The sequence below is a fragment of the Chlorobaculum parvum NCIB 8327 genome (genome assembly GCF_000020505.1).
Classification (GTDB): domain Bacteria; phylum Bacteroidota; class Chlorobiia; order Chlorobiales; family Chlorobiaceae; genus Chlorobaculum; species Chlorobaculum parvum_A.
This window is the reverse complement of record NC_011027.1, coordinates 1,847,500-1,872,489: the sequence shown is the minus strand read 5'-3', so window position 1 is coordinate 1,872,489 and position 24,990 is coordinate 1,847,500. Positions and strand designations below refer to the sequence as shown.

General features: G+C 57.8%; 22 protein-coding genes and 1 pseudogene. 11 read left to right on the top strand and 12 right to left on the bottom strand.

Annotated features, from left to right (window positions below):
- Positions 1-5: 5 nt before the first annotated feature.
- The 8 genes from CPAR_RS08655 to CPAR_RS08620 all read right to left on the bottom strand — a co-directional run bounded on the left by CPAR_RS08655 (position 6) and on the right by CPAR_RS08620 (position 7,085).
- Positions 6-1,130 (bottom strand): serine hydrolase domain-containing protein, encoded by a 1,125-nt coding sequence (locus tag CPAR_RS08655; RefSeq protein WP_012502936.1) that lies wholly within the window; start codon positions 1,128-1,130, stop codon positions 6-8.
- A 17-nt stretch (positions 1,131-1,147) separates the two neighbouring features.
- Positions 1,148-2,026 (bottom strand): MlaD family protein, encoded by an 879-nt coding sequence (locus CPAR_RS08650; RefSeq protein WP_012502935.1) that lies wholly within the window; start codon positions 2,024-2,026, stop codon positions 1,148-1,150.
- Between the two features lie 25 nt (positions 2,027-2,051).
- Positions 2,052-2,786 (bottom strand): ABC transporter ATP-binding protein, encoded by a 735-nt coding sequence (locus CPAR_RS08645; RefSeq protein WP_012502934.1) that lies wholly within the window; start codon positions 2,784-2,786, stop codon positions 2,052-2,054.
- A gap of 1 nt (position 2,787) precedes the next feature.
- Positions 2,788-3,585, bottom strand: a complete 798-nt coding sequence (locus CPAR_RS08640) for an MlaE family ABC transporter permease (RefSeq protein WP_012502933.1) — start codon at positions 3,583-3,585, stop codon at positions 2,788-2,790.
- Between the two features lie 111 nt (positions 3,586-3,696).
- Complete coding sequence (locus CPAR_RS08635; protein ID WP_012502932.1) at positions 3,697-4,563, bottom strand: PHP domain-containing protein; 867 nt, start codon at positions 4,561-4,563, stop codon at positions 3,697-3,699.
- Between the two features lie 267 nt (positions 4,564-4,830).
- A complete protein-coding gene (locus CPAR_RS08630; protein ID WP_012502931.1) occupies positions 4,831-5,679 on the bottom strand; it encodes an undecaprenyl-diphosphate phosphatase in 849 nt (282 codons plus the stop codon).
- Positions 5,680-5,703: 24 nt separating this feature from the next.
- Positions 5,704-6,375: an RdgB/HAM1 family non-canonical purine NTP pyrophosphatase gene (gene rdgB / locus CPAR_RS08625; RefSeq protein ID WP_012502930.1), complete on the bottom strand. Its 672-nt coding sequence runs from the start codon at positions 6,373-6,375 to the stop codon at positions 5,704-5,706.
- Positions 6,372-7,085, bottom strand: coding sequence for a pyridoxine 5'-phosphate synthase (locus CPAR_RS08620; RefSeq protein ID WP_012502929.1), 714 nt, complete (start codon positions 7,083-7,085; stop codon positions 6,372-6,374). The genes rdgB and CPAR_RS08620 overlap by 4 nt, the downstream gene beginning before the upstream one ends.
- Before the next feature lie 189 nt (positions 7,086-7,274).
- On the opposite strand from CPAR_RS08620, the gene CPAR_RS08615 reads away from it, so the two are divergent.
- The gene (locus CPAR_RS08615) at positions 7,275-7,502 is read left to right on the top strand and encodes an AbrB/MazE/SpoVT family DNA-binding domain-containing protein (RefSeq protein WP_012502928.1); all 228 of its coding nucleotides are present in this window, start codon (positions 7,275-7,277) and stop codon (positions 7,500-7,502) included.
- A gap of 3 nt (positions 7,503-7,505) precedes the next feature.
- Positions 7,506-7,889, top strand: coding sequence for a type II toxin-antitoxin system death-on-curing family toxin (locus tag CPAR_RS08610; RefSeq protein WP_012502927.1), 384 nt, complete (start codon positions 7,506-7,508; stop codon positions 7,887-7,889).
- Positions 7,890-8,087: 198 nt separating this feature from the next.
- Here the strand turns inward: CPAR_RS08610 and nhaA are convergent, their stop codons facing one another.
- Complete coding sequence (nhaA, locus tag CPAR_RS08605; protein WP_012502926.1) at positions 8,088-9,437, bottom strand: Na+/H+ antiporter NhaA; 1,350 nt, start codon at positions 9,435-9,437, stop codon at positions 8,088-8,090.
- Between the two features lie 451 nt (positions 9,438-9,888).
- Between nhaA and CPAR_RS08600 the strand changes: the two genes are divergently transcribed.
- From CPAR_RS08600 to CPAR_RS08590, 3 genes are all read left to right on the top strand, one after another.
- Positions 9,889-12,291 (top strand): endonuclease MutS2, encoded by a 2,403-nt coding sequence (locus CPAR_RS08600; RefSeq protein ID WP_041466345.1) that lies wholly within the window; start codon positions 9,889-9,891, stop codon positions 12,289-12,291.
- Positions 12,292-12,403: 112 nt separating this feature from the next.
- The gene (gene pgsA, locus CPAR_RS08595) at positions 12,404-13,000 is read left to right on the top strand and encodes a CDP-diacylglycerol--glycerol-3-phosphate 3-phosphatidyltransferase (protein ID WP_041466344.1); all 597 of its coding nucleotides are present in this window, start codon (positions 12,404-12,406) and stop codon (positions 12,998-13,000) included.
- A 4-nt stretch (positions 13,001-13,004) separates the two neighbouring features.
- Entirely contained in the window at positions 13,005-13,481 is a 477-nt protein-coding gene (locus CPAR_RS08590) for a phosphatidylglycerophosphatase A family protein (RefSeq protein WP_012502923.1), read from the top strand.
- A 143-nt stretch (positions 13,482-13,624) separates the two neighbouring features.
- Here the strand turns inward: CPAR_RS08590 and dxs are convergent, their stop codons facing one another.
- The 3 genes from dxs to CPAR_RS08575 form a co-directional block, all read right to left on the bottom strand.
- Entirely contained in the window at positions 13,625-15,553 is a 1,929-nt protein-coding gene (dxs, locus tag CPAR_RS08585; RefSeq protein ID WP_012502922.1) for a 1-deoxy-D-xylulose-5-phosphate synthase, read from the bottom strand.
- Between the two features lie 353 nt (positions 15,554-15,906).
- A complete protein-coding gene (locus tag CPAR_RS08580) occupies positions 15,907-16,332 on the bottom strand; it encodes a secondary thiamine-phosphate synthase enzyme YjbQ (protein WP_012502921.1) in 426 nt (141 codons plus the stop codon).
- A gap of 70 nt (positions 16,333-16,402) precedes the next feature.
- A complete protein-coding gene (locus CPAR_RS08575; protein WP_012502920.1) occupies positions 16,403-17,854 on the bottom strand; it encodes an alpha-amylase family glycosyl hydrolase in 1,452 nt (483 codons plus the stop codon).
- A 249-nt stretch (positions 17,855-18,103) separates the two neighbouring features.
- Between CPAR_RS08575 and CPAR_RS08570 the strand changes: the two genes are divergently transcribed.
- From CPAR_RS08570 to CPAR_RS08545, 6 genes and pseudogenes are all read left to right on the top strand, one after another.
- On the top strand, positions 18,104-18,439 hold the full coding sequence (locus tag CPAR_RS08570; protein ID WP_012502919.1) for a 4a-hydroxytetrahydrobiopterin dehydratase: 336 nt from the start codon (positions 18,104-18,106) through the stop codon (positions 18,437-18,439).
- A gap of 127 nt (positions 18,440-18,566) precedes the next feature.
- Positions 18,567-20,812 (top strand): annotated as a pseudogene (locus tag CPAR_RS08565) (ATP-dependent helicase).
- 354 nt (positions 20,813-21,166) lie between these two features.
- Positions 21,167-22,216: an MJ1255/VC2487 family glycosyltransferase gene (locus CPAR_RS08560; RefSeq protein ID WP_012502918.1), complete on the top strand. Its 1,050-nt coding sequence runs from the start codon at positions 21,167-21,169 to the stop codon at positions 22,214-22,216.
- Positions 22,213-22,809, top strand: coding sequence for a nitroreductase family protein (locus CPAR_RS08555; RefSeq protein ID WP_012502917.1), 597 nt, complete (start codon positions 22,213-22,215; stop codon positions 22,807-22,809). Before CPAR_RS08560 ends, CPAR_RS08555 begins: the two co-directional genes overlap by 4 nt.
- Before the next feature lie 12 nt (positions 22,810-22,821).
- Complete coding sequence (aat, locus tag CPAR_RS08550) at positions 22,822-23,406, top strand: leucyl/phenylalanyl-tRNA--protein transferase (RefSeq protein WP_012502916.1); 585 nt, start codon at positions 22,822-22,824, stop codon at positions 23,404-23,406.
- Between the two features lie 188 nt (positions 23,407-23,594).
- The gene (locus tag CPAR_RS08545; protein WP_012502915.1) at positions 23,595-24,896 is read left to right on the top strand and encodes an ArsA family ATPase; all 1,302 of its coding nucleotides are present in this window, start codon (positions 23,595-23,597) and stop codon (positions 24,894-24,896) included.
- Positions 24,897-24,990: the final 94 nt, after the last annotated feature.

Sequence of the window (24,990 nt, the reverse complement as noted above, 5' to 3'; positions counted from 1 at the left end):
CCGGTTCAGTCGTTCAGGCACTCCACTACCGTGTCGTGCAACAGTGGCCGGAATTTGCGAATCTTCTTGTTCTCCTCGGTCGGCCAGACTCTGTTGCTCAGCAGAATCACCGCCAGATCTCGCTTCGGATCGACCCAGATGCTGGTGCCGGTGTAGCCGAGGTGCCCCCAGGATTTTTCTGAGAAGCGGCTGCCTGCCGATGATTTTCCGGGGGTGATGATGTCCCAGCCGAGCGCTCTCGGGGCGTCGGTTTTCTTCAGGAACATCCGGACCGTCTTTGCCTGAATATATCGGTGTCCGTTGTACTTGCCTCCAGCCATGAGCATTTTCACCATTTTCATCAAATCACCTGTCGTTGTGAACAGACCGGCGTGTCCTGCGGCTCCTCCGAGGAGGGCGGCATTCTGGTCGTTGACGAGCGGTCGCGATCTGGGAAGTGTCCAGGTGGTGTCGGGGGCGGTCGGGGCGATGTATGGCTGGAGTTGGCGGGGAGGATTGAACATTGTCGATTTCATGCCGAGCGGCCCCGAAAAGCGGGCGTGGAAGTTGGCGGGTAGGCTTTGACCGGTCACCTTTTCAATAATCCGGCCGAGCAGGATGAAGCCGAGGTCGCTGTATTTGGTCTCCGTTCCCGGCTTGTAGGCGAGCGAATCCTGTTCGATGGCCTGGAATACCTCATTGGGCGTGCGACAGGTCTCGGCAAAAAAGGTGTGTGCCCTGAGTCCCGAGTTGTGGCGCATGAGCTGTTCGATGGTGATCTTTTCCTTGCCGTTGCAAGCGAAGTTGGGCAGGTATTTTGCGACGGGGGCGTGCAGGTCGAGGGAGTCGCGTTCCACAAGTTGCATGATGATGCTGGTGGTGACGATCGGCTTGGTCAGCGAGGCGGCGTCGTAGATGGTGGTAGTGTCGGCGACTGGGTCTTTCAGGTTGTAGGTCAGGCTGCCGAAGGCCTGGTGATAGACCGTTTGGCCCTTGTAGATCACCGCAAGGCTTGCGCCGGGAAAGACTCCGTCGTTGACGGCTTCCTGCATCACCGCATCGAGCCTTCTGAAATTCGGCCCTGCTGTAGCGGTCGTCAGCGAAACGACCGCAAGCAGGCAGGCGAAAAGGTGTATCCGAAGCAGGCGCATGAGCCTTCAGGATGCGGTCAGAAGAGGGTGAAGCGTACGTAGCGGTTGGGCTTCCTCTTCAGATCGGTGAGCAGGGAGTCGAGCGAAACCAGGGTGGCGCTGAGGTTGTCGTAGAGCGCCGGATCGTTGTTGAGCTTGCCGAGCGAGCCTTTGCCTTCGTTGAGCTGCTTCAGGAGCGTTTCGGTTTCGGCGGAGGCTTTCTTAAGGTTCGCAATGGTCTGTTCGGTATCCTCTGCCAGCGACTTGTCATGCAGCAGCTTCGACAGCAGCCCGTTTCCGTTTGAAATCTGTCCGGCAACACTGTTCAGCTCTTCTGAACTCTTGCGCAGGTTTGCCACGGTTTTTTGCAGGTCTTCGCCCATCTGCTTGTCTGAAATGAGCCGTCCGGCAGGGCCGTCGCCGTTGTTGAGCTTGTCGAGCAGCGTGTTGAGCTTTTCGATGGTGCTCTTGGCATTGTCGGTCAATGCGGAAAGTCCGTCTTCGGGCACGAGCTGGATGAAATCACCCTCCTTGACCGGCTTTCCGGTTCCCGCCTTGATGTCCACATACTTATCGCCCAACACGCCGAGAGAGCGAATTGAGGCCTTCGAGTCCTTCGTGACAAGGTTTGCGTACTCGTTCTGCAACTTCAGGTTGGCCACGACGAACAGCGAGTCGTTCTCCGTGGCGAAGTTGAGGCTTGAGACGGTACCGATCTTCTTGCCAGCGACGGCAACGAAGTTGTTTTCAGCCAGACCGTTGACGTTTTCGGTCATGATCTTGATGGTCGTTACACCGGTGAACACACTGGTGTTTCTGCCGATGACCAGGCCGAGATAGGCAGCGAACCCGAGGCCGAGCAGAAAGAAAATGCCGGTTTTAAGGTCGCTCCATTTCAGTTCTTTCAGGTTTCTCATGCGATAACAGGGGGACTTGAAAAAATTAAAGTTCGAGGATTTTGTCCGACAGGATCGACTTGATGAACGGGTGCTCCGAATTGTGCAACTGTTCGGTCGGGCCGTCGAAAATGATCTTGCTCTGGTACAGCACGGAGACTTCGTCGGCGATGGCGAACACGTCGTCGATGATGTGCGTGACGAACACCGCGCCGAGGTCGTTGCTCTTTTTGAGCGAGGCGATCAGGTTCAGAATCTTGCGCGAGCTGACCGGGTCGAGACCGGCGGTCGGTTCGTCGAAGAGAATCATCTTCGGGTTGAAGATCAGCGCCCGGCCAATCGCAACGCGCTTTTTCATGCCGCCACTGAGGCTTTCGGGGAGCTGCTCCTCGTAGCCTTCGAGCCCGGCGAACCGGATCTGCTCGGTGACCCGCTGTTTGATCTCCTCTTCAGGCAGCCTCAGGTTTTCGCGCAGGAAAAAGCTCATGTTCTGGGCGATAGTCATCGAGTCGAACAGGGCATTGCCCTGGAAGACGATGCCCATTTTGCGCCGGATCGGGTAAAGATCGGCCTCCTTGAGCGGGGTAATATCGACGCCATCGACGAAGACCTGCCCACTGTTTGGCTTGATGAGGCCGAGCATGAGCTTGATGATCGTGCTTTTGCCGACGCCGCTGGGGCCGAGTATCGCCTTGATGGTGTTGTCCTGCACGGTCAGCGAAACCTTGTCGAGAATTACCTTTTCGCCGTACTTCAGCGTGACGTTCCGGAGTTCAATCATATCAGTGCATGATGTCGAGCACGATTTTCGAGACGTAGAAGTTGGCCACGAGCACCAGGCCCGACGAGGCGACGATACCCTTGATGGTTGATCGGCCAACGCCAGCCGTACCGCCGTGTGCCGAGAAGCCGTTGAAGCTGCTGACCAGCGTGATGATAATCGCGAACACCGGAGCTTTGAGGAAGCTGACGACGAAGTCCTTCGGCAGCAGCCTCGGGTAGATCGAGTTCCAGAAGATGCCGGGGTCGAGCTTGTGGTAGAACTGAGCGACGAGAGCGGCGGTCTGCAATCCGGCGAAGTCGGAGAGGGCGATGAGCGGCACGAACATGATGAGCGCGGCCAGCAGCCTCGGCATGACGAGCTTGGCGATGGGGTCGGTGCCGAAGGCGCGCAGGGCGTCGATCTGCTCGGAAATCTGCATCGCGCCGAGTTCCGCGCCGTTACGCGATCCGTAGCGCGCCGAAAGCATCAGGCCCATCAAGAGCGGGCCGAGTTCGCGAAGTACGGCGTTCGAGGTGGAGCGCCCGAGCATCGTCTTGGCGCCGAACTCTTCGAGCAGGTTGCCCACTTCCATTGACATCAGCGCGCCGATGGAGATCGAGCTGACGAGCACGATCGGAATCGACTCGACCCCGCAGATGAGCGCCTGATCAAGCACATCCCGCCAGTAGCGTTTGGCTTTTGGCAGGGTGGAAAAGGCTCTGAGCGCGAAATAGAAAAATTCCTGCATGGTCAGCAGCAGCTCCTTGAGCTGGAGCACTTTGCTATCCACGAAGTTACCGATGAGCGTCAGGGGCATAGTATCAAAATCAATTCATCATAAATCGCGCCCATTCGACTTCCGGCGCTCTGTATGTGGTGCAAGTATAGCAAACTTGCAGGTTTCTTCATCAACGGGCCAAAAAAAATCTCAACCCTTCATCACCGGATACAGCCGGCTTTTCATTTTGGTGACCCACTCGTACGGTATCCAGATCTGGCCGAAATTGTCTTCGTGATCTTTCAAGCCGTGATAGTCCGAGCCGCCCGAGAAGAGCATGAAGTACTCGTTGGCAATCTCCCGGTAGTAGTTCTGGCGGTAGGTGTCGTGCGAAGGGTGAATGATTTCAAGCCCATCGAGCCCGAAGGAGATGAGCTGGCGCAGAATTTCATCGGGCACGTTCTGGGCCGGATGGGCCAGGAACGACAACCCGCCGGCTTCGTTGATGAGCCGGATGACCTCCTGCGGATGCGTTTCGATGCTTTTGACGTAGGCCGGGCTGTGCGAGCCGAGGTATTTGCTGAATGCTTCGCTGAAACTTTTGACGAACCCGCCGTCCTGAAGCACCGCCGCGATGTGCGGACGCCCCACGCTGCCGTTCTGGGCTTTCATGATGATCTGTTCGATCTCGATCTTGACGCCCATTTTGCCGAGTTTCTGCACCATGCGCTCCGCCCGCTCCGTGCGCAGGCGGCGGCAGTTGTCCAGATAACGCTTCAGCTCTGAGTGCTGATAGTCAAAAAAATACCCAAGGATATGGATGTCATACCCCTTGTAGGCCGAGCTCATCTCTACGCCAGGGATCAGCTCAAGCCCCAATTCGAGTGCTAATGGCTTTGCTTTGTCTATACCCGCAACGGTATCATGGTCGGTGATGCTGATGGCTTTCAATCCGCCATGAACCGCCTTACGAACGATCTCTTCGGGTGTGAACAGGCCGTCCGAACATTTGGTGTGTATGTGTAAATCCGCTTTATCAAAGCCATTATGCCCTACACCTGACGAGCTGTATGGCATGGCCAAAGTTTGGTTTTCATGTTTTTATTCTAATCCTCATATATAACAAAATTTCCGGCCTTGTTTACAGGAATAGAATAAATTTTCGCGGTAGAAAGTTGCATTCCGGTAGGAAGGTGCAGGGGGCGTGAATTGATAATTGACAGTGGATAATTGATAATGTTGGGACGAGAGGCGGGGCGATCTGTAGGGGCAGGCCTTGCGCCTGCCCTTTCCAAAATACCGAGGCATATCCGCAATCAGGGCGCAGGTCATGCGTCCCGACAATCACGGCATCAGGTGCCCGGTGCCGATCATGATGATGAGGCTGATGCCGAGTAGCAGGCGGTAGCCGATGAAGATTCCGGTGCTGTGGCGTTTGAGGTAGGTGAGCAGGAAGGCGATGGAGAGGTAGCCGAAGATGAAGGCAAACACGGTGGCGACGGCGATGTTGATCATGTTGTCGGTCGAGGCGGTGATGACGTCCCAGGTTTTGTAGAGCTGGTAAATGCCTGCGGCGAACACCGAGGGGAGCGAGAGCAGGAACGAGAAACGCGCCGAGGTTTCGCGGTCGAGGTTGCGGAACAGTCCGGCGGTGATGGTGACGCCAGAGCGGCTCGATCCTGGGATGAGCGCCATCGCCTGTGCGAAGCCGATAATCATCGCGTCGAGCCAGGTGATTTCGCTGATTGCCTTGCCCCGCCGTCCCTGCCTGGCGCGGTTGCTCGTGTGTTTTTCGGCAATCGACAGCACGAGGGCCAGCGCGATCAGCGCCGCCGAAACCCAGTAGAGTGAGCGAAGGGTGGTTTCGATGTCATCCTTGAACGCCAGGCCGAACACCACGATCGGTATCGTTCCGGCGGCGATCATCCAGCCCGTCCGCGATTCGTCCGAGGCGAGCGGCTTGCCTTTGAGCAGGTCGGAGACCACCGCGCCCACGATGGAAATAATGTCCTTCATGAAGTAGATCAGCACCGCCGCGAGCGTACCGATCTGCACGATGGCCGTGAAGGCCGCGCCGGGGTCGTCCCATCCGGCGAGGGCGGGCACGATGCGCAGGTGCGCGGAGCTGCTGATGGGCAGGAACTCGGTGAGGCCCTGGACGATGCCGAGGATGATGGCCTGAAAGAGGTTCATGAAAAGGGTAGGGGTTCGGTTATGCTAAAGTCCGCATTGCTCAAGAAGTTGACGGATTCGGCGCACGGCGGCCTGCACGGCTCGTCCACGGTGGCTGATGGCGTTTTTTTCGTCGATGGTGAGCTGGGCGAAGGTTTTGCCTGTCCCGGCGGGCATGAAGATCGGGTCGTAGCCGAAGCCACCTTCGCCAATCGTCGTTTCGGTAATGACGCCCTCGACGCTACCCTCAACCGTTTCTTCAATCGTTACGTCGTTGTCAGCCGCCGATGGCAACAGCCCTTTCATGGCGATGACCGTCCTGAATCGCGCTGAGCGGTCGGTTTTTCCGGTCATCCGGTCGAGCAGGTGGCGCACGTTGTCCGCGTAGGTCGGCGACTGGCCGGGCGGCATCGGGGCGAACCGTGCGGAATAGACGCCAGGTTCGCCGTTGAGCGCATCGACTTCGAGGCCGGTGTCGTCGGCGAGCGCGATGAAATGGTTCAGTTGCGATCTGACCAGCTCGAAGATCGCGTCGGCTTTCAGTCGCGCGTTGTCTTCGAGCGTCGTTTCGGTCTCCTCGACGTCGGCTTCGAGTCCCAGCTCGAAGAGCGCGCGTACCCGGAGCGCGGGATGAATGCCTTCAAGCACCGGTTTCAGCTCGCGCACCTTGTCGCGGTTGCCGGTGGCCAGCACGATGTCGATGGTTTCGGTGCTCACCGTGAGATGTGGTCGAGGAGTTCCTGAATGGCGACCGGCAGTCCGACCAGCACCGCACGGGCTATGAGGGCGTGACCGATGCTGACCTCCTCGATGTCGTGCAGCTCGCGGAACGGCGCGATGTTGTGCACGCTCAGGCCGTGCCCGGCAACGACTGCGAGTCCGGCTTCACGCGCGATGCGAGCCGCAGTGCGGATGCGCTCCAGCTCGTAGGCTATCTGTTTGTCGCCGGTGGCGAGCGAGTAGGGGCCGGTGTGCAGCTCCACGAGGTTCGCGCCCGCCTCGGCGGCCAGCTCGATGGCGTCGTCCTCGGGCTCGATGAAAATGCTCACTTCGACGCCGTGGTCGCGCAGCGGTTTGATGAACTCTGTGAGGCGCTTGAAGTGCGTGTGGATCGCGAAGCCGCCCTCGGTGGTCAGCTCCTCGCGCTTTTCAGGCACAAGCGTCACCAGCTCGGGTTTCACCCTTAGCGCGATGGACTGCATCTCGCTGGTCATGGCCATTTCGAGATCGAGCTTGGTGTCGATGGCTTCACGAAGCCGTTCGAGGTCGTCGTCCTTGATGTGGCGGCGATCTTCGCGCAAGTGGCAGACGATGCCTGCCGCGCCGCTCTGTTCGGCGAGAATGGCGGCCTCCACCGGATCGGGATGGCCTTCGTTGCGAGCGTTGCGCAGGGTGGCGATATGGTCGATGTTAACGGCGAGTCTCATGGTCGTAGCTCCTTTCACAAGTTGAGGCGGCCCCGGCACGGGGTCAGTCAAAGATCGGGTAATAGCGATTAATAACAAATATACAAAATGTTACAACGCGGTAGCAGGCGGATGCTTCCGGGAACTTGGCGGTGAGATGCCGATGTTATAACTTTGTACTGATAAAGTTATAACCTTACTGAGGCGGCTATGATAAAGCAATTGACAAAGCACGGGAACAGCATGGCGATGGTGATCGAAAAACCGATCCTTGAACTGATCGGAGCCGATGCCGATACTCCGTTTGAAATCACGACGGACGGGCAGGCGCTTATTCTCACACCGCTGAAAAATCCTGAAGGAAGCGCGGCGTTCGGTGCGGCGCTTGAGAAGGTGAACACCCGTTATGCAAAGGCGTTGAAAAAACTTGCCGAGTAAGCGATGAGATTTCTGGAGCTTCACGAGGTTCTGCACATCCACCGCGATCAGATCACCCGTTACGGCGGAACGCTCGGCGTTCGGGAGATGGGCCTGCTCACCTCGGCAGTTGCCATGCCGACGGCAACGTTCAAAGGTGAGTTCCTGCACACCGACATCCACGAAATGGCTTCGGCCTATCTGTTTCACTTGGTAAGGAATCACCCTTTTCTCGACGGAAACAAGCGAGTCGGCGCAGTGTCAGCCATCGTTTTTCTCGCGTTGAACGGCTACGATTTCGAAGCGCCGGAGGATGATCTCGTTGAAATGGTTTACGGTGTTGCGAGAAGTGAAGTTGAAAAGATGGATGTTGTGCTGTTTCTGCGGAGATGGGGAAGAAGGAGATGATCGTGGATGAGCAAATGCTGCGAGGTGTTGGGAGTCAGACTTTTTTCTCTCAGGCGATTATTTGTGCCAACGTTTGCGCTCACCGGTAAATTGCGAGCGCAGCGAGTAATTTATCCGAGTGCAGCGCCTTGTTAGCGCCAGTTTTGGCAGCACGAGCCACACCCATTGTCATTGCTCCATTCTCTTATGAATCGCTTTTCATGCGTGATCCACTTCATGAGTTCTTCCACGTGTAGGCGACCACATCAACAGTGCGAGACCTGCCACTGCGGAAAACATGGATGCGAGGAAGATTCCCAACTTGGCACTGTCAATTAGGTTCTTGCCGAAAGCCAAATTCGCAATGAATAGCGCCATGGTGAAGCCAATTCCTGCAAGCAAGCTACCGCCTGCGAGCAACCGCCAATCGAGTCCTGGGGGTCGAATCGCAATGTGTAAACGTATAGCTAGCCAGCTAAATAACAGAATACCAACAGGCTTACCAAGCACGAAACCTGAGAAAATTGCCACGGTGACTGAATTACCAAGGTCATTTAAAGTAAGTGGCAACCCGGCGTTGGCAAATGCGAAGAGCGGCATGATGACAAAACCCACCCAGGGATGTAAGCCAATCTCCAGGCGCTCTACTGGAGACAGCGTTTCACGCGCGGCAATCTCGGCCACCTGCAATGTCTGCCGATCTTTCGTATCCGCACTGCTTTCGCCACTGGCTGGATGCGCAATAACCTGACTCAATATCGCGTACAAGCGCTCATCGCTGACCCATCGGCGGGCTGGAGTCATCAAACCAAGTATCATGCCAGTGATGGTGGCGTGGATGCCGGACGCATCCACTGCAAGCCAGATGACCCCACCCACCAGGAAGTAGAGTGGAAAACTGCGAAAGCCGAGCATTGCCGTGGCGCGTATAATCACCAGGCCAAGCGTAGCCAGCGCCAACGCACCCCAGACAATGTTGCTACTGTAGCCGATGGCGACGACAAGAATGGCACCGATATCGTCAAAGATCGCCAAAGACAACATGAACACGCGTAAGCTTTGAGGTATGCGCGAGCCAAGCAGTGCCAAGCAACCGATGACAAACGCCGTGTCAGTTGCCATGACCGTGCCCCATCCATGCTCGCCGGGTTGTCCTGATTGCAGCGCCAGATATATCGCAGCCGGGACGATCATGCCGCCCAGGGCGGCTGCTATGGATAGCGCGGCCATGCGAGGCTTGTTCAACTCTCCGAGAATTAACTCTCGCTTAAGCTCCAATGCGACCAGAAAGAAAAACAGCGTCATCAGACCATCGTTGATCCATTCGCGCAGCGAACGGGCAAACTCGAACGTCCCAAGCTGAAGACCAACCTGTGTCTCCCAGGCATGTTCAAACGAGTCGGCCCACGGTGAGTTGGATAGAACGAGAGCGGCAACAGTGAACAATATAAGAATTGCCCCACTAGCTGACTGAATGTGCAAGAAACGCACAAAAGGTTTAGTCAGCCGATCAACAAATTCCTTTGGTAATCGGGTGGCTTCTGGGTTTGCCTGCTGATCTGTAATCATAAAGTGTTTTTCCGATCGTCAAGCGCTAACATTGTTTATGCTGATCCGCATAAGAGGCAGATTTTTGATTTTCAGCCCATATAAGACGCATCCAGACAGTATCGAAAATATCTCGCAACGCTCATAATTTTAAAATTTTACCGCGTTTTCCTCGATTTATCAAGTGGTCTTATGCGGATCAGTATAAGACCACTTGATTACGGTGCTCAATCGCGGCACCCGTCCATCCAGCAAAAGTTTCCTTCCAATAAATGTAGTGTTTCAGCAGAAAAAAGCTCGCATTTTCCGGTCAATCTGAGCACCACAGCCCACAGATTTTTTTCGGCACGTCGAAGTCCTCCGTTTCCCCCCCCCCCCCCCCAACAAAATCCCTCGCCCTCAGCTTTTTCGGGATTATCTTTTATCTTGGCGGCCAGAAGCGTGAACGAAGTGAAATGGTGATATGGTGAACATGGACGAATCGACAACAACAGAGTCAATCTCCCTTCTCAAAAAGCTTGAGTTCGATAAGGTGGCGCGGTATGCTGCCGGGTTCTGTATTTCCGAGATGGGGCGCGACCTCGTGGAGCGGATGGAGGCTCCTCTGGCGGGTGAGACCGAGCGGGAGCTGAAGCGGGTGCTGGAGTTGAAGAACTTTCTCTTCGAGGGCGCGCCGCTGCCGTTTTCGCAACTGCCCGATACCCGCCGCCTGCTCGACAAGCTGGAGGTGCTCGAAAGCTGGCTCGATCCGGAGGAGCTGCTCGACATCGCGGCGTTGCTGCAAAGTGCAGCGCAGCTTCGGCGGTTCATGTTTTCCAACCGCGACATCTATCCCGAACTGAACGATCTGACCATCGCGCTTTGGCTGGAAAAGAGCATCCAGTACGCCGTGGCGCTGGCCATCGACGAGCGGGGTATGGTGCGCGATACGGCCAGCGACGCGCTGCTCGACATCCGCAACGGCCTCAGCGAGGCGCGTGATGGATTGCGTCGCAAGATGGAGCGGCTGCTGCGGCGCTGCCAGAACGAGGGGTGGCTGATGGAGGAGACGGTCGGTTTCCGGCATGGTCGGCAGGTGCTGGCGCTCCGGGTCGAGAACAAACACCGGCTGCACGGCTACATCCAGGACTACTCGCAGACCGGCCAGACGGTGTTCGTCGAACCTGCCGAAACGCTCGAAATCAGCAACCGCATCCAGGAGCTCGAAATCGCCGAGCGGCGAGAGATCGAGCGCATCCTGAAGGCACTTTCCAGCGGAGTTCGTCAGGAACTCGACAACGTACGCCACAACGAGCGGATCATGGCCGCTTTCGACTCGCTCTACGCGCGGGCGCGGCTCGCCGTCGAGACCGGCTCGATGCTGCCGCAACTCTCGGCGGGGCGGCGGCTGAAGATTGTCAAAGGGTACCATCCGTGGCTCTTCATCTCGCACGGTTTCTCGAAGGAGAAGGTGCTGCCGCTCGACATGGAGCTCAGCGAAAACGAGCAGGCGCTGGTGATTTCGGGGCCGAACGCGGGTGGCAAGTCGGTGGCGATGAAGACCGTCGGCCTGCTCTGCTGCATGTTGCAGCACGGTTATCTCGTCCCGTGCAGCGAGAGTTCGGAGTTCCCGCACTTCGCCGGGCTGTTCATCGAGATCGGCGACGAGCAGTCCATCGAGAACGACCTTTCGACCTTCAGCTCTCACCTTGCGGCGATCCGCGACATTCTCGACCGCGCCGTGCCGGGCAGCCTCGTACTGATCGACGAGCTGTGCTCCGGCACCGACGTCGAGGAGGGGAGCGCCATCGCCCGCGCGGTGATCGAGGAACTGATTACGCGGGATGTGAAGACGGTCGTCACCACCCACCTCGGCGAGCTGAAAGTCTATGCCCACCGGCGCGACGGCGTCGTGAACGGCGCGATGGAGTTCGACCGCAACGGCCTTGCGCCGACCTTCCGCTTCCTCAAAGGCGTGCCGGGCAACAGCTTCGCCTTCGCGATGATGCGGCGCATGGGCTTTTCGGACGAAATCGTCAACCGCGCTTCGGGCTTCCTCACGACCGGCCACACCGGGCTGGAGGAGATGATCGAGGATTTCCGGCACTCTGCGGCGCAGAACCGCGAGCTGGAAACGGAACTCAGGCGCGAACGGCTCGAAGCCGAATCGATTCGCTCGACCTTGACCTTGCAGCGGGCCGAGCTGCGCAAAAAGATGCAGGAGCTGAAAAGCAAGGGATTCCGCGACCTGAACCGCCAGCTCGAACAGGCGCGCAAGGAGATTCGCGACCTCGTGCGCGAGGTGAAGGAGCATCCCGGCGACGAGCCCACGCTGCACAAGGCGCGTACACGGCTGGCCGGGATGAAGCAGGAGGCCGCGTCGAAAGAGGAGGCCGTCGAGCGGGAAGTTGCGCCGCAGGCCGACCTGAGCATCCGCCCCGGCGACACGGTGCGGATCGGCGACACCAACACTACCGGCGAGGTGGAGTCGATCCAGGGCGATTCTGCCGTGGTGCAGTGCGGTAATTTCCGGCTCACCACCGCCTTGCGCGGACTTGAAAAGATCTCCCGCGCTGGAGCCAAAAAGCTGCAAAAGGAGGGATCGACTCCTCAGGCTTCATCCAAAAGCTGGTCGGTCAAAGCGTCAACGCTCGAATCGACTCGGCTCGACCTGCGTGGCCTGACCGGCGACGAGGCGATCGCCGAGATCGGCCGCTTCATCGACGCGCTGGCGATGCACCGGATGCCGTCTGGCACCATTGTTCACGGCAAAGGCTCCGGCGCGTTGCGGCTGCGCACGGCTGAATTTCTCAAGCAACATCCGCGCGTCAAGAGCTTCCGGCTCGGTAGCTTGCAGGAGGGCGGCGCAGGCGTGACGGTGGTTGAAATCCGCTGATGTTCTCGGCACGCTCTCTGCGGGCGGCATTGAAAAAAAGTGCAGGATGACGTATCTTTCCGCCGTGCAAGCCTCCAGACGGCGGGATACCGACTTCAATTTCATCATCAACATGACTTTCTCCAATCAGCTTACCATCCTGAGAATCATTCTCGTGCCGGTTTTCGTGCTGCTGCTCATGCAGGATAGCGCGTGGTACAAGCTGACGGGGGTCATCGTTTTCGTAACGGCTTCGCTCACCGATATTTATGACGGCTACCACGCCCGAAAGTATGGCGAGGTGACCCGGCTCGGCGCGTTCCTCGATCCGCTGGCCGACAAGCTGCTCATCACTACGGCATTTCTGTTCTACGTCTGGCAGGGCTATCTGGCGCTCTGGATGGTGCTGGTGGTGGCGGCTCGCGACATCATTGTCACCGGGCTGCGCGTTTGGGCCGAGCACATCGATCATCCGGTGGTGACCAGCAAGGAGGCCAAGTACAAAACCTTCGCGCAGAATCTGTTCGCCTACATCGTCATGCTCTTTATCCTGTTGAAGGAGAAGACCTTTTTCGGCAGCAAGGTCGGAGCTGTCATGGATGAAATTCTCCATTCGCCCTGGCTTGATTACGTGATGCTCGCCATCACCCTTTTCACGGCCTGGACGGGGATTTCCTACCTCATCAGCAACCGGAGCCTCTTTCTCCCGAACCCGCAAGGGGGGCGCTGACGCCATGCGCGCCATTCTGGCAAAGATCACCGGCAGCGCGTTCGGCCTCGGTTACGCGTCGTTTGCGCCGGGCACCGTCGGCAGTGCGGGTGCGGCGCTTGCGTATTTTTTCATTCCCGTTTTGCATAACCCGCTTGTGCTGATGCCGATTATTTTGGCGACGATTGCGCTCGGCGTCTGGGCGAGCGGCGTGATGGAGGAGGAGTATGGCGAAGATCCCTCGCAGGCGGTGATCGACGAGGTTGCCGGGCAATGGCTTGCGCTCGCGTTCCTGCCGGTCACGCCGTTTGTGGTGCTGCTGGGATTCATCTTTTTCAGGCTCTTCGACATCCTCAAACCCGGCCCGGTCGATAGCCTGCAAAACCTTCCTGGTGGCTGGGGTATCATGGCCGATGACGTGCTGGCGGGGATTTTCGCCAACGTGACGTTGCGGATTATGATGGTCGTGCTGCCGATGCTGCCTTACGATTGGATGGTGTGAACGGGTGATTTCGGTGATGTAGTGTAGGGGCAACCCTTGCGGTTGCCCTTTTGTGGGTGAACTCGGAACTCTGTGCAAACTGATAAATCAGGGCAACCGCAAGGGTTGCCCCTACCAAAAATCACGATTTTTTCCTTAACGCTCTACGCCTCCACCTTGCAGAACTCCTGAATCTTCTCCGCCAGCGTCTCCGCGTCCAGTCCCACTTCCTTGTACAGCTCTTGCATGCTGCCGTGCGTGACGAAGTCGTCCGGGAGGCCAAAGCTGATGCTCTTCATGCCGGGATGGGCGTGGCTGAGGTAGCTCGTCACGCTGCTGCCGAAGCCGCCGATGATGCTGTTTTCTTCGATGGTGACGATGTGCTTGCATTTGGCTGCGGCCATGTCGATCATCTCGGTGTCAAGCGGCTTGAGGAAACGCATGTCGCAGACCAGCGGATTCAGCCCGGCTTTTTCGAGCAGTTCGGCGGTTTCGAGTGCTCTCTGGCTCATTGAGCCGATGCCGAGCAGTGCGACCGTGTCGCCTTCGCGCAGCACGCGGCCCTTGCCGACAGGAATCGGCGTGAACTCTTTGTGCAGCGTAGCGCCGGTGCCGGTGCCTCTCGGGTAACGGATGGCCACCGGGCCTTTCACTTCGTAGAGCGCAGTGTAGAGCATGTCGCGCAGCTCCTGCTCGTCGCCCGGAGCCATGATCGTCAGATTCGGTACGGCGTTGAGGTACGACAGGTCGAACGCGCCGTGGTGCGTCGGGCCGTCTTCGCCGACGAGGCCTGCGCGGTCGATGGCAAAGACTACGTGCAGGTTCTGCAGCGCCACGTCGTGGATGAGCTGGTCGTAGCCGCGTTGCAGAAAGGTCGAGTAGATCGCGCAGACCGGTTTGAAGCCGCCGAGAGCCAGACCGGCGCAGAAGGTGACAGCGTGCTGCTCGGCGATTCCGACGTCGAAAAAGCGCGACGGGATCGCCTGCTGGAACAGGTCGAGCGAGGTGCCGCTAGGCATGGCGGCGGTGATGGCGGTGATGGTCTGGTCTTTCAGCGCCAGCTCGACCAGCGCTTCACCGAACACCTCTTGGTACTTCGGCTTCGCGGGTTTGCCCGGAGCCTTCAGATTCGCGCCGGTCTCGATGTCGAAGCCGCCTGCGCTGGCGTGCCACTTGGGCTGGTTCTCCTCGGCGGGCTTGAACCCTTTGCCCTTTTTGGTGATGACGTGCAGCAGCTTTGGGTGCGGCAGCGAACGCATTTCGCTTAGCGCCTTGGTGAGCTGCTCCATGTTGTGCCCGTCGATCGGGCCGAAGTAGCGGAAGCCGAGCGCTTCGAAGTACGCACCGGGTGTGAAGGCCGCCTTGATGCCATCTTCAAGCCGATGCACGGCGGTTTTGGCCGTTTCGCCGATATCGTTGTGCATCAGGGAAATGCTGTCCCAGACGAACTTCCGGAGCTTGTTGTAGGTCTTGTTCAGCGGCAGGTTTACCAAGTAGTTGTTCAGTCCGCCGGTGCTTGGCGAAATCGCCATCTGGTTGTCATTCAGGATGACAAGCACGTCGGACTTCACGTCGCCGAGGTGATTCATCGCCTCGAAGGCCATGCCGCCGGTCAGGCTGCCGTCGCCGATGATCGCAACCACCTTTTCCGACCGCCCGGCCAGGTCACGCGCCACGGCCATGCCTGCCGCTGCGGAGATCGAGGTCGAGGCGTGGCCAGTGTCGAAAGCGTCGTGCGCGCTTTCACTGCGCTTCGGAAAGCCCGCCAGCCCGTTGTAGCGGCGGTTGGTGTCCATCTGTTCCAGTCGTCCGGTCAGCATTTTGTGCACGTAAGCCTGATGGCCCACATCCCAGATGAACCGGTCGGTCGGACTCTGATAGACGTGATGCAGCGCGACGGTCAGCTCGACCACGCCGAGGCTGGAAGCGAAATGGCCGCCATGCTGCGACACCAGCTCGATTACTTTTCTGCGGCACTCGGCGGCCACCTGCTCAAGCTGGCTGATGCTCAGCTTCTTGAGGTCGGCGGGATCATGGATTGTCGAAAGCAGGCTATAGCCTTGCGAAACAGGTGACGAGAGGGCCTCGGTCATAGGTTCGGAATCTGGAGTTCAGGCGGAAGAAAAGTACTTGTTTTTTCAACCGCCCGAACTCCTCTATGGTTCCGATTGGGGGGAGGATTTTCTTTTCAGAAATCGGGATCGGAATGAGATGATATAAAGAGGTTTTTTCGTAGGGGCAACCGCAAGGGTTGCCCCTACATCTCAGACCATATGCTGCATGATCGAAATGATCGGTTGCACAAGATATTGGGCTGAAGCCCTGAAAGAAAAGAATTCCATCGACCCCGGGGTTTAAAAACCGGGGCAACATGAATGTAAGAGGCTGAATGTCCGCCGGGTTAAAACCCGCCTGAATGTAAGAGCGATTTTAGATCCCGATCTCTTTATTCGCCCTGGATGTGTACCAGCACTTCGCGTTTCTCCCTCGGACCGTCGAGTTCGATGAAGAAGATCGATTGCCACTGGCCGAGCAGGAGGTTGCCGTCGGCGAAGGGCACGGTTTCGGAGCTGGTCATGAAGAGCCCGAGCAGGTGCGAGTGGGCGTTGTCGCGTCCGTCAATCGTGTCGAGGTTGTGCAGCCAGTCGCCATCCTTCGGTATGAAGCGCTTCAGGAAGGTGGTCATGTCCTGCTTGAGCTGCTCCTCGCGCTCGTTGATGTTGATGCAGGCGGTGGTGTGGCGGCTGAGCAGCGTGACCGTGCCCTGCTTCAGGCCAGTGGCTTCGAGCGCCGCACGCACGTCATCGGTGATGTCGATGATGTCGATCGGCTGGTCGGTTTTGCAGGCGATGGTGGTAAGGTGGAAGTTCATCGGTGTGAGTGCGTGTCGGAATGGTTGATAAATGGATGTTCCGGATGATGCTTTGTTGCCGGAAGACGGATCAGGTCTCGGGCTTTTTCACCATGAGCAGGACGCCTTCGTTCTGCTTGAGGTGGAGGCCGGTGGCGTTGTCGTTCAGTTGCCACTCCTGGAGCGGTTCCGGGAAGCGGGTCGAGTAGGCTGTGATGGAGCTTTTGTCGAGGCCATCCAGCGCCGGATGGGTGAATTCGATATCGATTCCGTGGCTTGAGAAGTTGGCGAGCACGAATGCGTGCGAGTCGGAAGTCGAACGGCAGTAGCCGAAACAGAGCGAGAGATCAGCCGCGTTCAGGTTGAGCCATTCGGTGCGTCCCTTCTCCTGAAAAACCGGATCGAGCCTGAGTTCGAAGAGTTTGAGGTAGAGCGGCAGGAGCTTTTCATGCCCTTTCTCTTCAGCACTTCTGATGATCTGGACCGGGATTTTCCTGACCAGGCCTTCGAGCTGGCCCTGATGGATCAGCGTCATGCCCGGCGAGGTGAGCAGCACCAGCGCTGCGACCGCGTGGTTCTTGCCGAACCATTCGGATGCACGATCCTCGTCGTGGTTTTCGATGAAGCGGCACAGGCGCGCCTGGTATTCCGGGTCGCACAGCAGGTGATCCCGAAGTTTCAGGATGTTGACCGGAAAGCTGCCGAGGAAGTCATAAAAGTTCTTGTCGTACGTGAAGTCGAACCCCATCTGCTGCAGCGCCCACTCCTTGTGCCAGTAGGCTTCTGCCAGAAAGATGAAGTCGGGATGCTTTTCGCGAATATGCCGGATCGCGGTCGGCCAGAACTCTCCGGGCATTTCGCCGTACTGGCTTCCCCAGGTAGTGTCGAACACCTCTTTGATCAGCAGCATCGCCATGTCGCACCGCACGCCGTCGCACAGATCACTGACGTGCAACAGGTTGTGGATCATCATGTCGTGTGTGGCGGGATTGGCGTAGTTGAGCTGCAGGGTGTCGCTCCACGGGGGGAAGTAGGGATCCTTGCCGTGAGCGAGGAATTGGCCTTTGGTGAACTCGAAACAGGCATCTTCCGGATCGTCCTCCGTCATCGAAACGAACAGTTCGGGATGCTCGGGCAGCCAGCGGTTGTCGAGCGCCATGTGGTTCGGCACGAAATCGAGCATGAGCTTGATGTTCATGCTTTTTAGCCGCTCGCGGAAGACGAGCAAACCCTCTTCGCCGCCGAGCATTTCGCTGACCTTGTAGTCGGCAACGGCATACGGCGAGGCGACGATGTCCTCAGGCTGCAAGTCCTGGAGGTAATCGAGCAGCTCCGAGCGGAGCCCCTTGTGCGAAGCTGCGATTGCCGCGCTGTAGCAGCTTCGTTTCCAGACTCCCATCAGCCACACAAAGGTGAAACGGCCGCAGCGAAGCAGCTCCAGCTCCTCGTCGGGCACATTGGCAAGCGTGATTGTCTGCCCATGCCTGATCGAAAGCTCTCTCAGCCAGACGCGCGTATTGATTTCGTAAACAAGAGGAAACATGCCTGAACTGTTGAGCGGGGAGGATGGCTAGTGTTGTGGCTGGAAATTTCTGATGCCTAATATAGCAAGGAAAAAAGAAAAGAAAGAGGGGGGATAGGCGGGTTTCCGGTTTCCGGAAAAGCCCTGCGTGCAACTCTGGAATGGATGGTGCAGTTGAGAATAACGGGGAGGTCAAAACCGCACTCCGGTGACGTCTCCAATGAAGCCAGAAGGGGCTGATCTGCGGAACTCAAGACGGGAGAATACATCATGACACAGCTTGAAAAGAAACATTGTGTGCCCTGCGAAGGGACGGAAGCTCCCATGGCTCCGGAAGAGCTTCAACGCCAGCTCTCCCACATTCCGGACTGGAACGTTGTCGATGATTCCGGTACTCCGAAGCTTGTGAGGGTTTTTACGTTCAAGGATTTCAACGATGCGCTCGACTTTACCGTCAGGGTTGGCCAGCTCGCCGAATCCGAGGGGCATCATCCGGCACTTTTGACCGAATGGGGCAAAGTGACGGTTTCGTGGTGGACACACGCCATCGGAGGCATCCACCTGAACGACGTCATCATGGCGACGAAGACCGAAAAGCTGGTTTGATGACGGTTTTTTTCTGATGTCAGCGTTGGTATTCGAGCTTGGATGTGCGAAATTCTTCTGAGCTTTGTGACGGCCTGCCACTCCCCATCCGGAAGCTGAGGCCGCTAACCTTTTATTTTCAGCAGCTTTGACAGATTTTCTTCAGGGACTCAACGACGTTCAGCGTGAGGCCGTGCTTGCGACCGAAGGCCCCGTGATGGTGCTGGCGGGCGCGGGGTCGGGCAAGACTCGCGTCATCACCTACCGCATCGCGCACCTGATTCGCAACGTCGGGGTTTCGCCCCAGAACATCCTCGCCCTGACTTTCACCAACAAGGCGGCGGGAGAGATGCGCCAGCGTATCGACGGCATCCTCGAATATGGCAGCGCCTCCAGCCTCTGGATCGGCACGTTCCACTCGGTGTTCGCGCGGCTGTTGCGCAGCTACATCCACCTGATTGGCTACGACCGTAACTTCTCGATTTTCGACGCTGACGACAGCAAGAGCCTCATCAAGCAGTGCATGAAGGAGCTGAACCTGTCGCCCGAAACGCTGCCGGTGAACCTCGTGCACTCGGCGATCAGCAAGGCCAAGAACAGCTTTGTCTTGCCGCCGGAGTTTCATCGCAAGGCGATCGACGACCAGTCGCAGAAGATTTCGCTGGTCTATGAGCGCTACGTGCACAAGCTACGCGAAAACAACGCGCTCGATTTCGACGACCTGCTCATCAAGCCCATCGAGCTGTTCACCGAGCATCCGCAGGTGCTGGCGCAGTTGCAGGAGTATTTCAAGTATCTGCTCATCGACGAGTACCAGGACACCAACCGCGTGCAGTACCTGGTCGCGAAGATGATCGCCGAGAAGCACCAGAACATCTTCGTCGTGGGCGACGATGCGCAGTCGATCTACTCGTGGCGCGGGGCGGACATCTCGAACATGCTCAACTTCAACGACGATTACGGCGACGCGCAGCTCTTCAAGCTGGTCGATAACTACCGCAGCACCAAAACGATTCTCGACGCGGCCAACAGCGTCATCAGCCGCAACACGCGCCAGATCAAGAAGGAGCTGGTGGCGAACGCAGGCATGGGTGAGCCGATCACGCTGATCGAGGCGTTCAACGAAAAGCGCGAGGCCGAGAAGGTGGCTGAGCATATCAACTCGATCCGGCTTTCGAAGGGTGCGCAGTACCGGTCGTTCGCGGTTTTCTACCGCACCAACGCCCAGTCGCGCGTGATCGAGGACATGATGCGGCAGAACCGCATTCCGTACAAGATTTTCGGCAGCGTGTCGTTCTACAAGCGCAAGGAGATCAAGGACGCCGTGGCCTACATGCGGCTCGTGCTGAACGAGCGAGACAGCGAGTCGCTCCTGCGGGTTATCAACTTTCCGCCGCGCAAGATCGGTGACGTGAGCATCAACAAGCTCAAGGAGTTCGCCGAGGAGCGGAACATGTCGCTCTACGAGGCGGTCGTTCACGCGGGCGAGGGGGGATTTCAGGCCCGGCTGGTGAATGCGCTTACCGGGTTCGCGAGCCTCATCGAGGCGATGCGCCAGCAGGCCGAAGCGGGCACGGCCTATGACGTGCTCTCGATGCTCTACGAAACGACCGGTCTGCTTTCGCTCTTGAAGGAGGAGAACACGCCCGAGTCGCTTGCCCGGCACGAAAACCTGCAAGAGCTGCTCTCGATGACGCGCGACTTCGCCGACCACAATCCCGACGCGGCCACACTCGGCGACTTCCTCGCGACCATCTCGCTGGCGTCGGACTACGACGAAACGCAGGAGTCGGACAACTACGTCTCGCTCATGACGGTGCACGCGGCGAAAGGTCTCGAATTTCCGGTGGTGTTCGTCACCGGCATGGAGGAGCGGCTCTTTCCGCTCAACAGCTACGAGCCGGGCGAGCTCGAGGAGGAGCGGCGGCTCTTCTACGTGGCGATCACCCGCGCGCAGACCAAGCTCTTCCTCTCGTGGGCGCAGAGCCGCTACATGTACGGCCAGCCGCAGATGTGCCTGCGCTCGACCTTCATCAACGAAATCGACCCCGACATTATCGTCACCGAAGGGGGCGCAAGCTCTCCGAAAGCCCGAAAAAGGTCGCCGCGACGGCAATGGCCGGACGCCCGGTTTTCGGCTCGTCGCTCAGGCCGCAGCCGGGCAGCCCGTCTGGAAAGGTGCCGACCGTCAAACCCGCCGGATCGGCGCGCCCCACTGGAGCGGCCAAAAGCGAATACCGCCCCGGTACGAGGGTACAGCATGCCATCTTCGGCCCCGGCACGGTGCTCGACGTGCAGGGCACCGGCGCGAAGCAGAAGGTGAAAATCAACTTCCGCAACGCCGGAGAAAAGACGCTGATGGTGCAGTACGCCAATCTGAAAGTGGTGGGGTGAAGGGAGCGGTTATTGTTCCGGCGGCACTCACAAAAATCACCAGAACAAGAAATCGGGCTAAAGCCCTGATTAATTTTATGTTATCTCGATCCCCAGACTAAAGTCTGGGGCAATGTAAATGTAAGAGGGAGAGTGTCCGTCGGGTTAAAACCCGACTGAATGTGAACCCCGAAGCGGCTTCGGCGCTGGTTGGTTCCTGTCCACCGCGCTCACAACGTCCACTTCGTCCATTCCCGCGACTCTTCTGTGTCAACCTCGTGACAGTATTTGCCGTTATGATCGGGATTTCCGTAAATTTAGGGCTATCGAACGACCGGCTTTTGCGGCCGGCAAAGGCATAAAACAGCGTAGTGAATGAAGATCCTTTTCGGTGTTCAGGGAACCGGTAACGGCCATATCAGCAGAAGCAGGGAACTGGTCAGAAAGCTCAAAGAGGATGGGCACGAGGTCGAGGTGATCATCAGCGGCAGGGAGGAGTCGGAACTGCGGGAGATCGAGGTGTTCGCTCCCTACAAAGTGCTCAAGGGCTTCACCTTGGTGACCCGCAAAGGGAAGATGAACTATGTCGAGACCATGTTCAAGCTCGATTTCGTGAGGCACTGGTCTGATGTTTTATCGCTCGATATGGCCGGGGTCGATCTGGTGATCACCGACTTCGAGCCGGTTACTTCGATGGCTGCCCGGATGAAGGGGCTGCCAAGCGTGGGGTTCGGTCACCAGTACGCTTTTCCCTACCATGTTCCGTTAGCGCGGGGCAGCCTGTTTGCAAAGTACACCCTGCTTCACTTCGCCCCTGCCCGATACAATGCGGGCCTGCACTGGGACCATTTCAATCAGCCGATCTTTCCGCCGGTCATCCCTGAAACTCTGTACAAGGCTGTTCGGCCTGAAGAAGATCCGAAGAAGATTCTGGTCTATCTGCCGTTCGAGGAGATCGAAGACATCGAGGAGTTTCTGGAACCGTTCCCCTCGTTCCGCTTTTTCATTTATGGCAAGGTGAGCGAAGATCGCGACGATGGGCATCTTTCGTTCAGAGCTTATTCCCGGGAAGGATTTCTGCGCGACCTGATGGAGTGCAGCGGCGTGGTGTGTAATGCGGGGTTCGAGCTTCCGGGCGAGGCGCTGCATCTCGGCAAGAAAATGCTTTTGCGGCCCTTGGACGGACAGATCGAGCAGGAGTCCAACGCGCTTGCGATGGTGCAGCTCGGCTATGGTATGGCGATGCACAAGCTCGACGGCAATGTGCTCAGGGAGTGGCTTGCCCAGCCGCCGGGGACTCCGCTCAACTATTCGCGGACGGTCGATTATATCGCCGAGTGGATCGCATCGGGCCGGTGGGATGATCTGAAGATGTTCACCGATGCAGCGTGGCGGGATACCCGCGGTGAGGGTGGACGCCCATGAAACTCAGGGAGCTGGTGACCCGGAGCCGCAGTATCCGGCGGTTTGACGAAAGTGTTGAGGTGAGCGCTTCGACGCTTCGCGATCTGGTGGAGCTGGCCTGCTACGTGCCTTCGGCGGCCAATCGACAGCTGTTGCGCTTCCTTCCGGTCACAGGCAGCGAGATGCTCGACGGGGTGTTCCCGTGCCTGAAGTGGGCCGGCTACCTCGAAGAGTGGCTTGGGCCGGAGCCGGGCGAGCGTCCGCCAGCGGGACTCGTCGTGTTGTGTCGCAACGAAGATACTGCGGGCGCGGCCTGCGACAGCGGCATCGCGGCGCAGACCATCCTGCTTGGCGCGGCAGAGCATGGGTTGGGCGGCTGCATCGTGGCCGCCATCGATCGCGAGCGGCTCATGCGTGAACTTGATCTTCCCGATTCATGGACGGTACTCATGGTGGTCGCGCTTGGCAAGCCTGTCGAGACCGTGGTGATCGACCAGATCGAGCCGGGCGGCGATATTCGCTACTGGCGCGATCAGCACGCCATTCATCACGTCCCCAAACGGCAGGTCGATGAGCTGCTGGTGACGGCAGCGCAGCTTCGGGAACGCGGGTAAGCAGTTCGTGGCATGATTAAAGTCGAGGATATTCTGCGCGCCTACCGGCACGGCTTTTTCCCCATGGCCGACTCCCGCGAAGGCACGGTGAGCTGGTGCCAGCCGTACCAGCGCGCCGTTGTGCCGCTCGATACGTTCCGCCCTTCACGAAGTCTCAGGCGCGTCATCGACGAGGGGCAGTTCACCATTAAAACGAATACGGCTTTCGAAAAGGTAATCCGCGCCTGCGCCTTGCCCCGTGCTGTCGAAAAGGAGACCTGGATTTCGGAGGAGATCATCGAGGTTTTCCTCAAACTGCACAGGCTCGGGCTGGCGCACAGCGTAGAGAGTTGGCAGAATGGCGAGCTTGCCGGAGGGCTTTACGGCCTGTCGATGGGTGGGGCTTTTTTCGGCGAGTCGATGTTCTTTTTCGAGCGCGATGCCTCAAAAGTCGCGTTCGCATGGCTGGTGGGCTATCTGCGCAAAAAGGGCTTCAGTCTGCTCGACGCCCAGATCATGAATCCGCATCTCGAAAGCCTCGGCGCTATCGAAATTCCTCACGAGGAGTACATGCTTCGACTCGAACACGCGCTCGCCAAAAAGATTTTCTTCATCTGACGAAGCTGTTCGAACTCCTCAGTCTGAAAGCTTCCGATGCTTCGGTTTCGGCGCCCTATCCGCCTTGCTCTCAGCCTCTTCATTACACTTTTTAGCGATGCCCTTGAGAAGAAACGGGGAAAAGTGCTAACTTCACATTCTTGTTCCAACGGGTTCATTTTTCAGGCCGCACAAAAGGAGAGTACCGCATGCTTTCGAGGGATTTAACCGAGAATCAATCTCAACCGAGGGTTATCATCTATTCCGGCAAGGGAGGAACGGGTAAAACCACCATTTCTTCCTCCACGGCGGTTGCCCTTGCCCGCCAGGGTAAACGGGTGCTGATCATGTCGTCCGACCCGGCCCACTCGCTTTCCGATGTGTTCGGCGTGCAGATTGGCCGTAACGAGCCCCTGAAGATCGAGAATAACCTCTATGGTCTCGAAGTTGATACCATCTACGAGCTGAAGAAGAATATGTCGGGCTTCCAGAAGTTCGTCTCTTCGTCCTACAAAAATCAGGGGCTCGACAGCGGCATGGCGTCTGAATTGACCACACAGCCCGGTCTCGACGAAATTTTCGCGCTTTCCCGCCTGGTCGATGAAGCCCAGTCCGGCAAGTGGGACGCCGTGGTGCTCGACACTTCGCCGACAGGCAATACGCTGCGCCTGCTCGCCTACCCCGAAATCATCATCGGCGGCAACATGGGCAAGCAGTTCTTCAAGCTTTACAAGAGCATGTCGTCGCTGGCCCGTCCGCTCAGCGGAAACAACATTCCCGACGAGGACTTCTTCAACGAGGTCAACGTGCTGCTCAAACAGATGGAGGATATCAACGACTTTATCCTCAGCCCGGAGGTTACTTTCCGGCTGGTGCTGAATCCGGAGAAACTCTCGATTCTGGAAACCAAGCGCGCCTACACTTTCGTGCATCTTTACGGCATCAACATCGACGGCATCGTCATCAACAAGATTCTGCCGACCTCGCGCACGGTGGGTGAGTATTTCGAGTTCTGGGCAGACCTGCACAGCAAGTACCTGATGGAGATCGACAACTCCTTTTACCCGACTCCGGTTTTCCGCTGCCACTTGCAGCGCACCGAGCCGATCGGTCCCGACGCGCTTTACGACATCAGCCAGATCGTTTTCGGCAACGAAGCGCCCGACAAGACCTTCTATTCCGGAAAGAACTTCTGGATCGAGAGCAAGGAGAACGAGGCAACCTCCGATCATCGCGATGTGCTCTGTATCAAGATTCCGTTCCTGAAGGATGCTGAAGATGTCTCCGTCGAGCGGATGGGCACCGACATCATCGTTACGGTCGATCGCGCCCAGCGCAACATCACTTTGCCGAGAGCGCTGTACAGCCTTGAAATGGATCGCTTCGTCAGAGAAGACAACCTGTTGAGGGTGATCTTCAAGGAGGTCAAGGTCGATAAAGAAGAAATGGAGCTGAACGTCAACAAGAATGTGCTCAACAAACTCCGCTCCATGCGGCGTCTCAAGATTTGAGTTGCCCTGAAAAGGAGACTATTGCACCTTTTTCCTGGTCTGTTCATGACGGCTTTTTTTGCGTCTGGTCGAGGGCGTTCAGTGGGTACTTTTG

Coding starts and splice junctions, on each gene's coding strand:
- CPAR_RS08580 (WP_012502921.1), bottom strand. CDS start 16,332: ATGAACTTCCACCTTACCACCATCGCCTGCAAAACCGACCAGCCGATC.
- CPAR_RS08555 (WP_012502917.1), top strand. CDS start 22,213: ATGAAACTCAGGGAGCTGGTGACCCGGAGCCGCAGTATCCGGCGGTTT.
- CPAR_RS08545 (WP_012502915.1), top strand. CDS start 23,595: ATGCTTTCGAGGGATTTAACCGAGAATCAATCTCAACCGAGGGTTATC.
- CPAR_RS08615 (WP_012502928.1), top strand. CDS start 7,275: ATGATAAAGCAATTGACAAAGCACGGGAACAGCATGGCGATGGTGATC.
- nhaA (WP_012502926.1), bottom strand. CDS start 9,437: ATGATTACAGATCAGCAGGCAAACCCAGAAGCCACCCGATTACCAAAG.
- CPAR_RS08590 (WP_012502923.1), top strand. CDS start 13,005: ATGCGCGCCATTCTGGCAAAGATCACCGGCAGCGCGTTCGGCCTCGGT.
- CPAR_RS08620 (WP_012502929.1), bottom strand. CDS start 7,085: ATGAGACTCGCCGTTAACATCGACCATATCGCCACCCTGCGCAACGCT.
- CPAR_RS08655 (WP_012502936.1), bottom strand. CDS start 1,130: ATGCGCCTGCTTCGGATACACCTTTTCGCCTGCCTGCTTGCGGTCGTT.
- CPAR_RS08650 (WP_012502935.1), bottom strand. CDS start 2,026: ATGAGAAACCTGAAAGAACTGAAATGGAGCGACCTTAAAACCGGCATT.
- CPAR_RS08570 (WP_012502919.1), top strand. CDS start 18,104: ATGACACAGCTTGAAAAGAAACATTGTGTGCCCTGCGAAGGGACGGAA.
- pgsA (WP_041466344.1), top strand. CDS start 12,404: ATGACTTTCTCCAATCAGCTTACCATCCTGAGAATCATTCTCGTGCCG.
- CPAR_RS08560 (WP_012502918.1), top strand. CDS start 21,167: ATGAAGATCCTTTTCGGTGTTCAGGGAACCGGTAACGGCCATATCAGC.
- CPAR_RS08600 (WP_041466345.1), top strand. CDS start 9,889: ATGGACGAATCGACAACAACAGAGTCAATCTCCCTTCTCAAAAAGCTT.
- CPAR_RS08630 (WP_012502931.1), bottom strand. CDS start 5,679: ATGAACCTCTTTCAGGCCATCATCCTCGGCATCGTCCAGGGCCTCACC.
- CPAR_RS08575 (WP_012502920.1), bottom strand. CDS start 17,854: ATGTTTCCTCTTGTTTACGAAATCAATACGCGCGTCTGGCTGAGAGAG.
- CPAR_RS08640 (WP_012502933.1), bottom strand. CDS start 3,585: ATGCCCCTGACGCTCATCGGTAACTTCGTGGATAGCAAAGTGCTCCAG.
- aat (WP_012502916.1), top strand. CDS start 22,822: ATGATTAAAGTCGAGGATATTCTGCGCGCCTACCGGCACGGCTTTTTC.
- CPAR_RS08610 (WP_012502927.1), top strand. CDS start 7,506: ATGAGATTTCTGGAGCTTCACGAGGTTCTGCACATCCACCGCGATCAG.
- CPAR_RS08635 (WP_012502932.1), bottom strand. CDS start 4,563: ATGCCATACAGCTCGTCAGGTGTAGGGCATAATGGCTTTGATAAAGCG.
- CPAR_RS08645 (WP_012502934.1), bottom strand. CDS start 2,786: ATGATTGAACTCCGGAACGTCACGCTGAAGTACGGCGAAAAGGTAATT.
- dxs (WP_012502922.1), bottom strand. CDS start 15,553: ATGACCGAGGCCCTCTCGTCACCTGTTTCGCAAGGCTATAGCCTGCTT.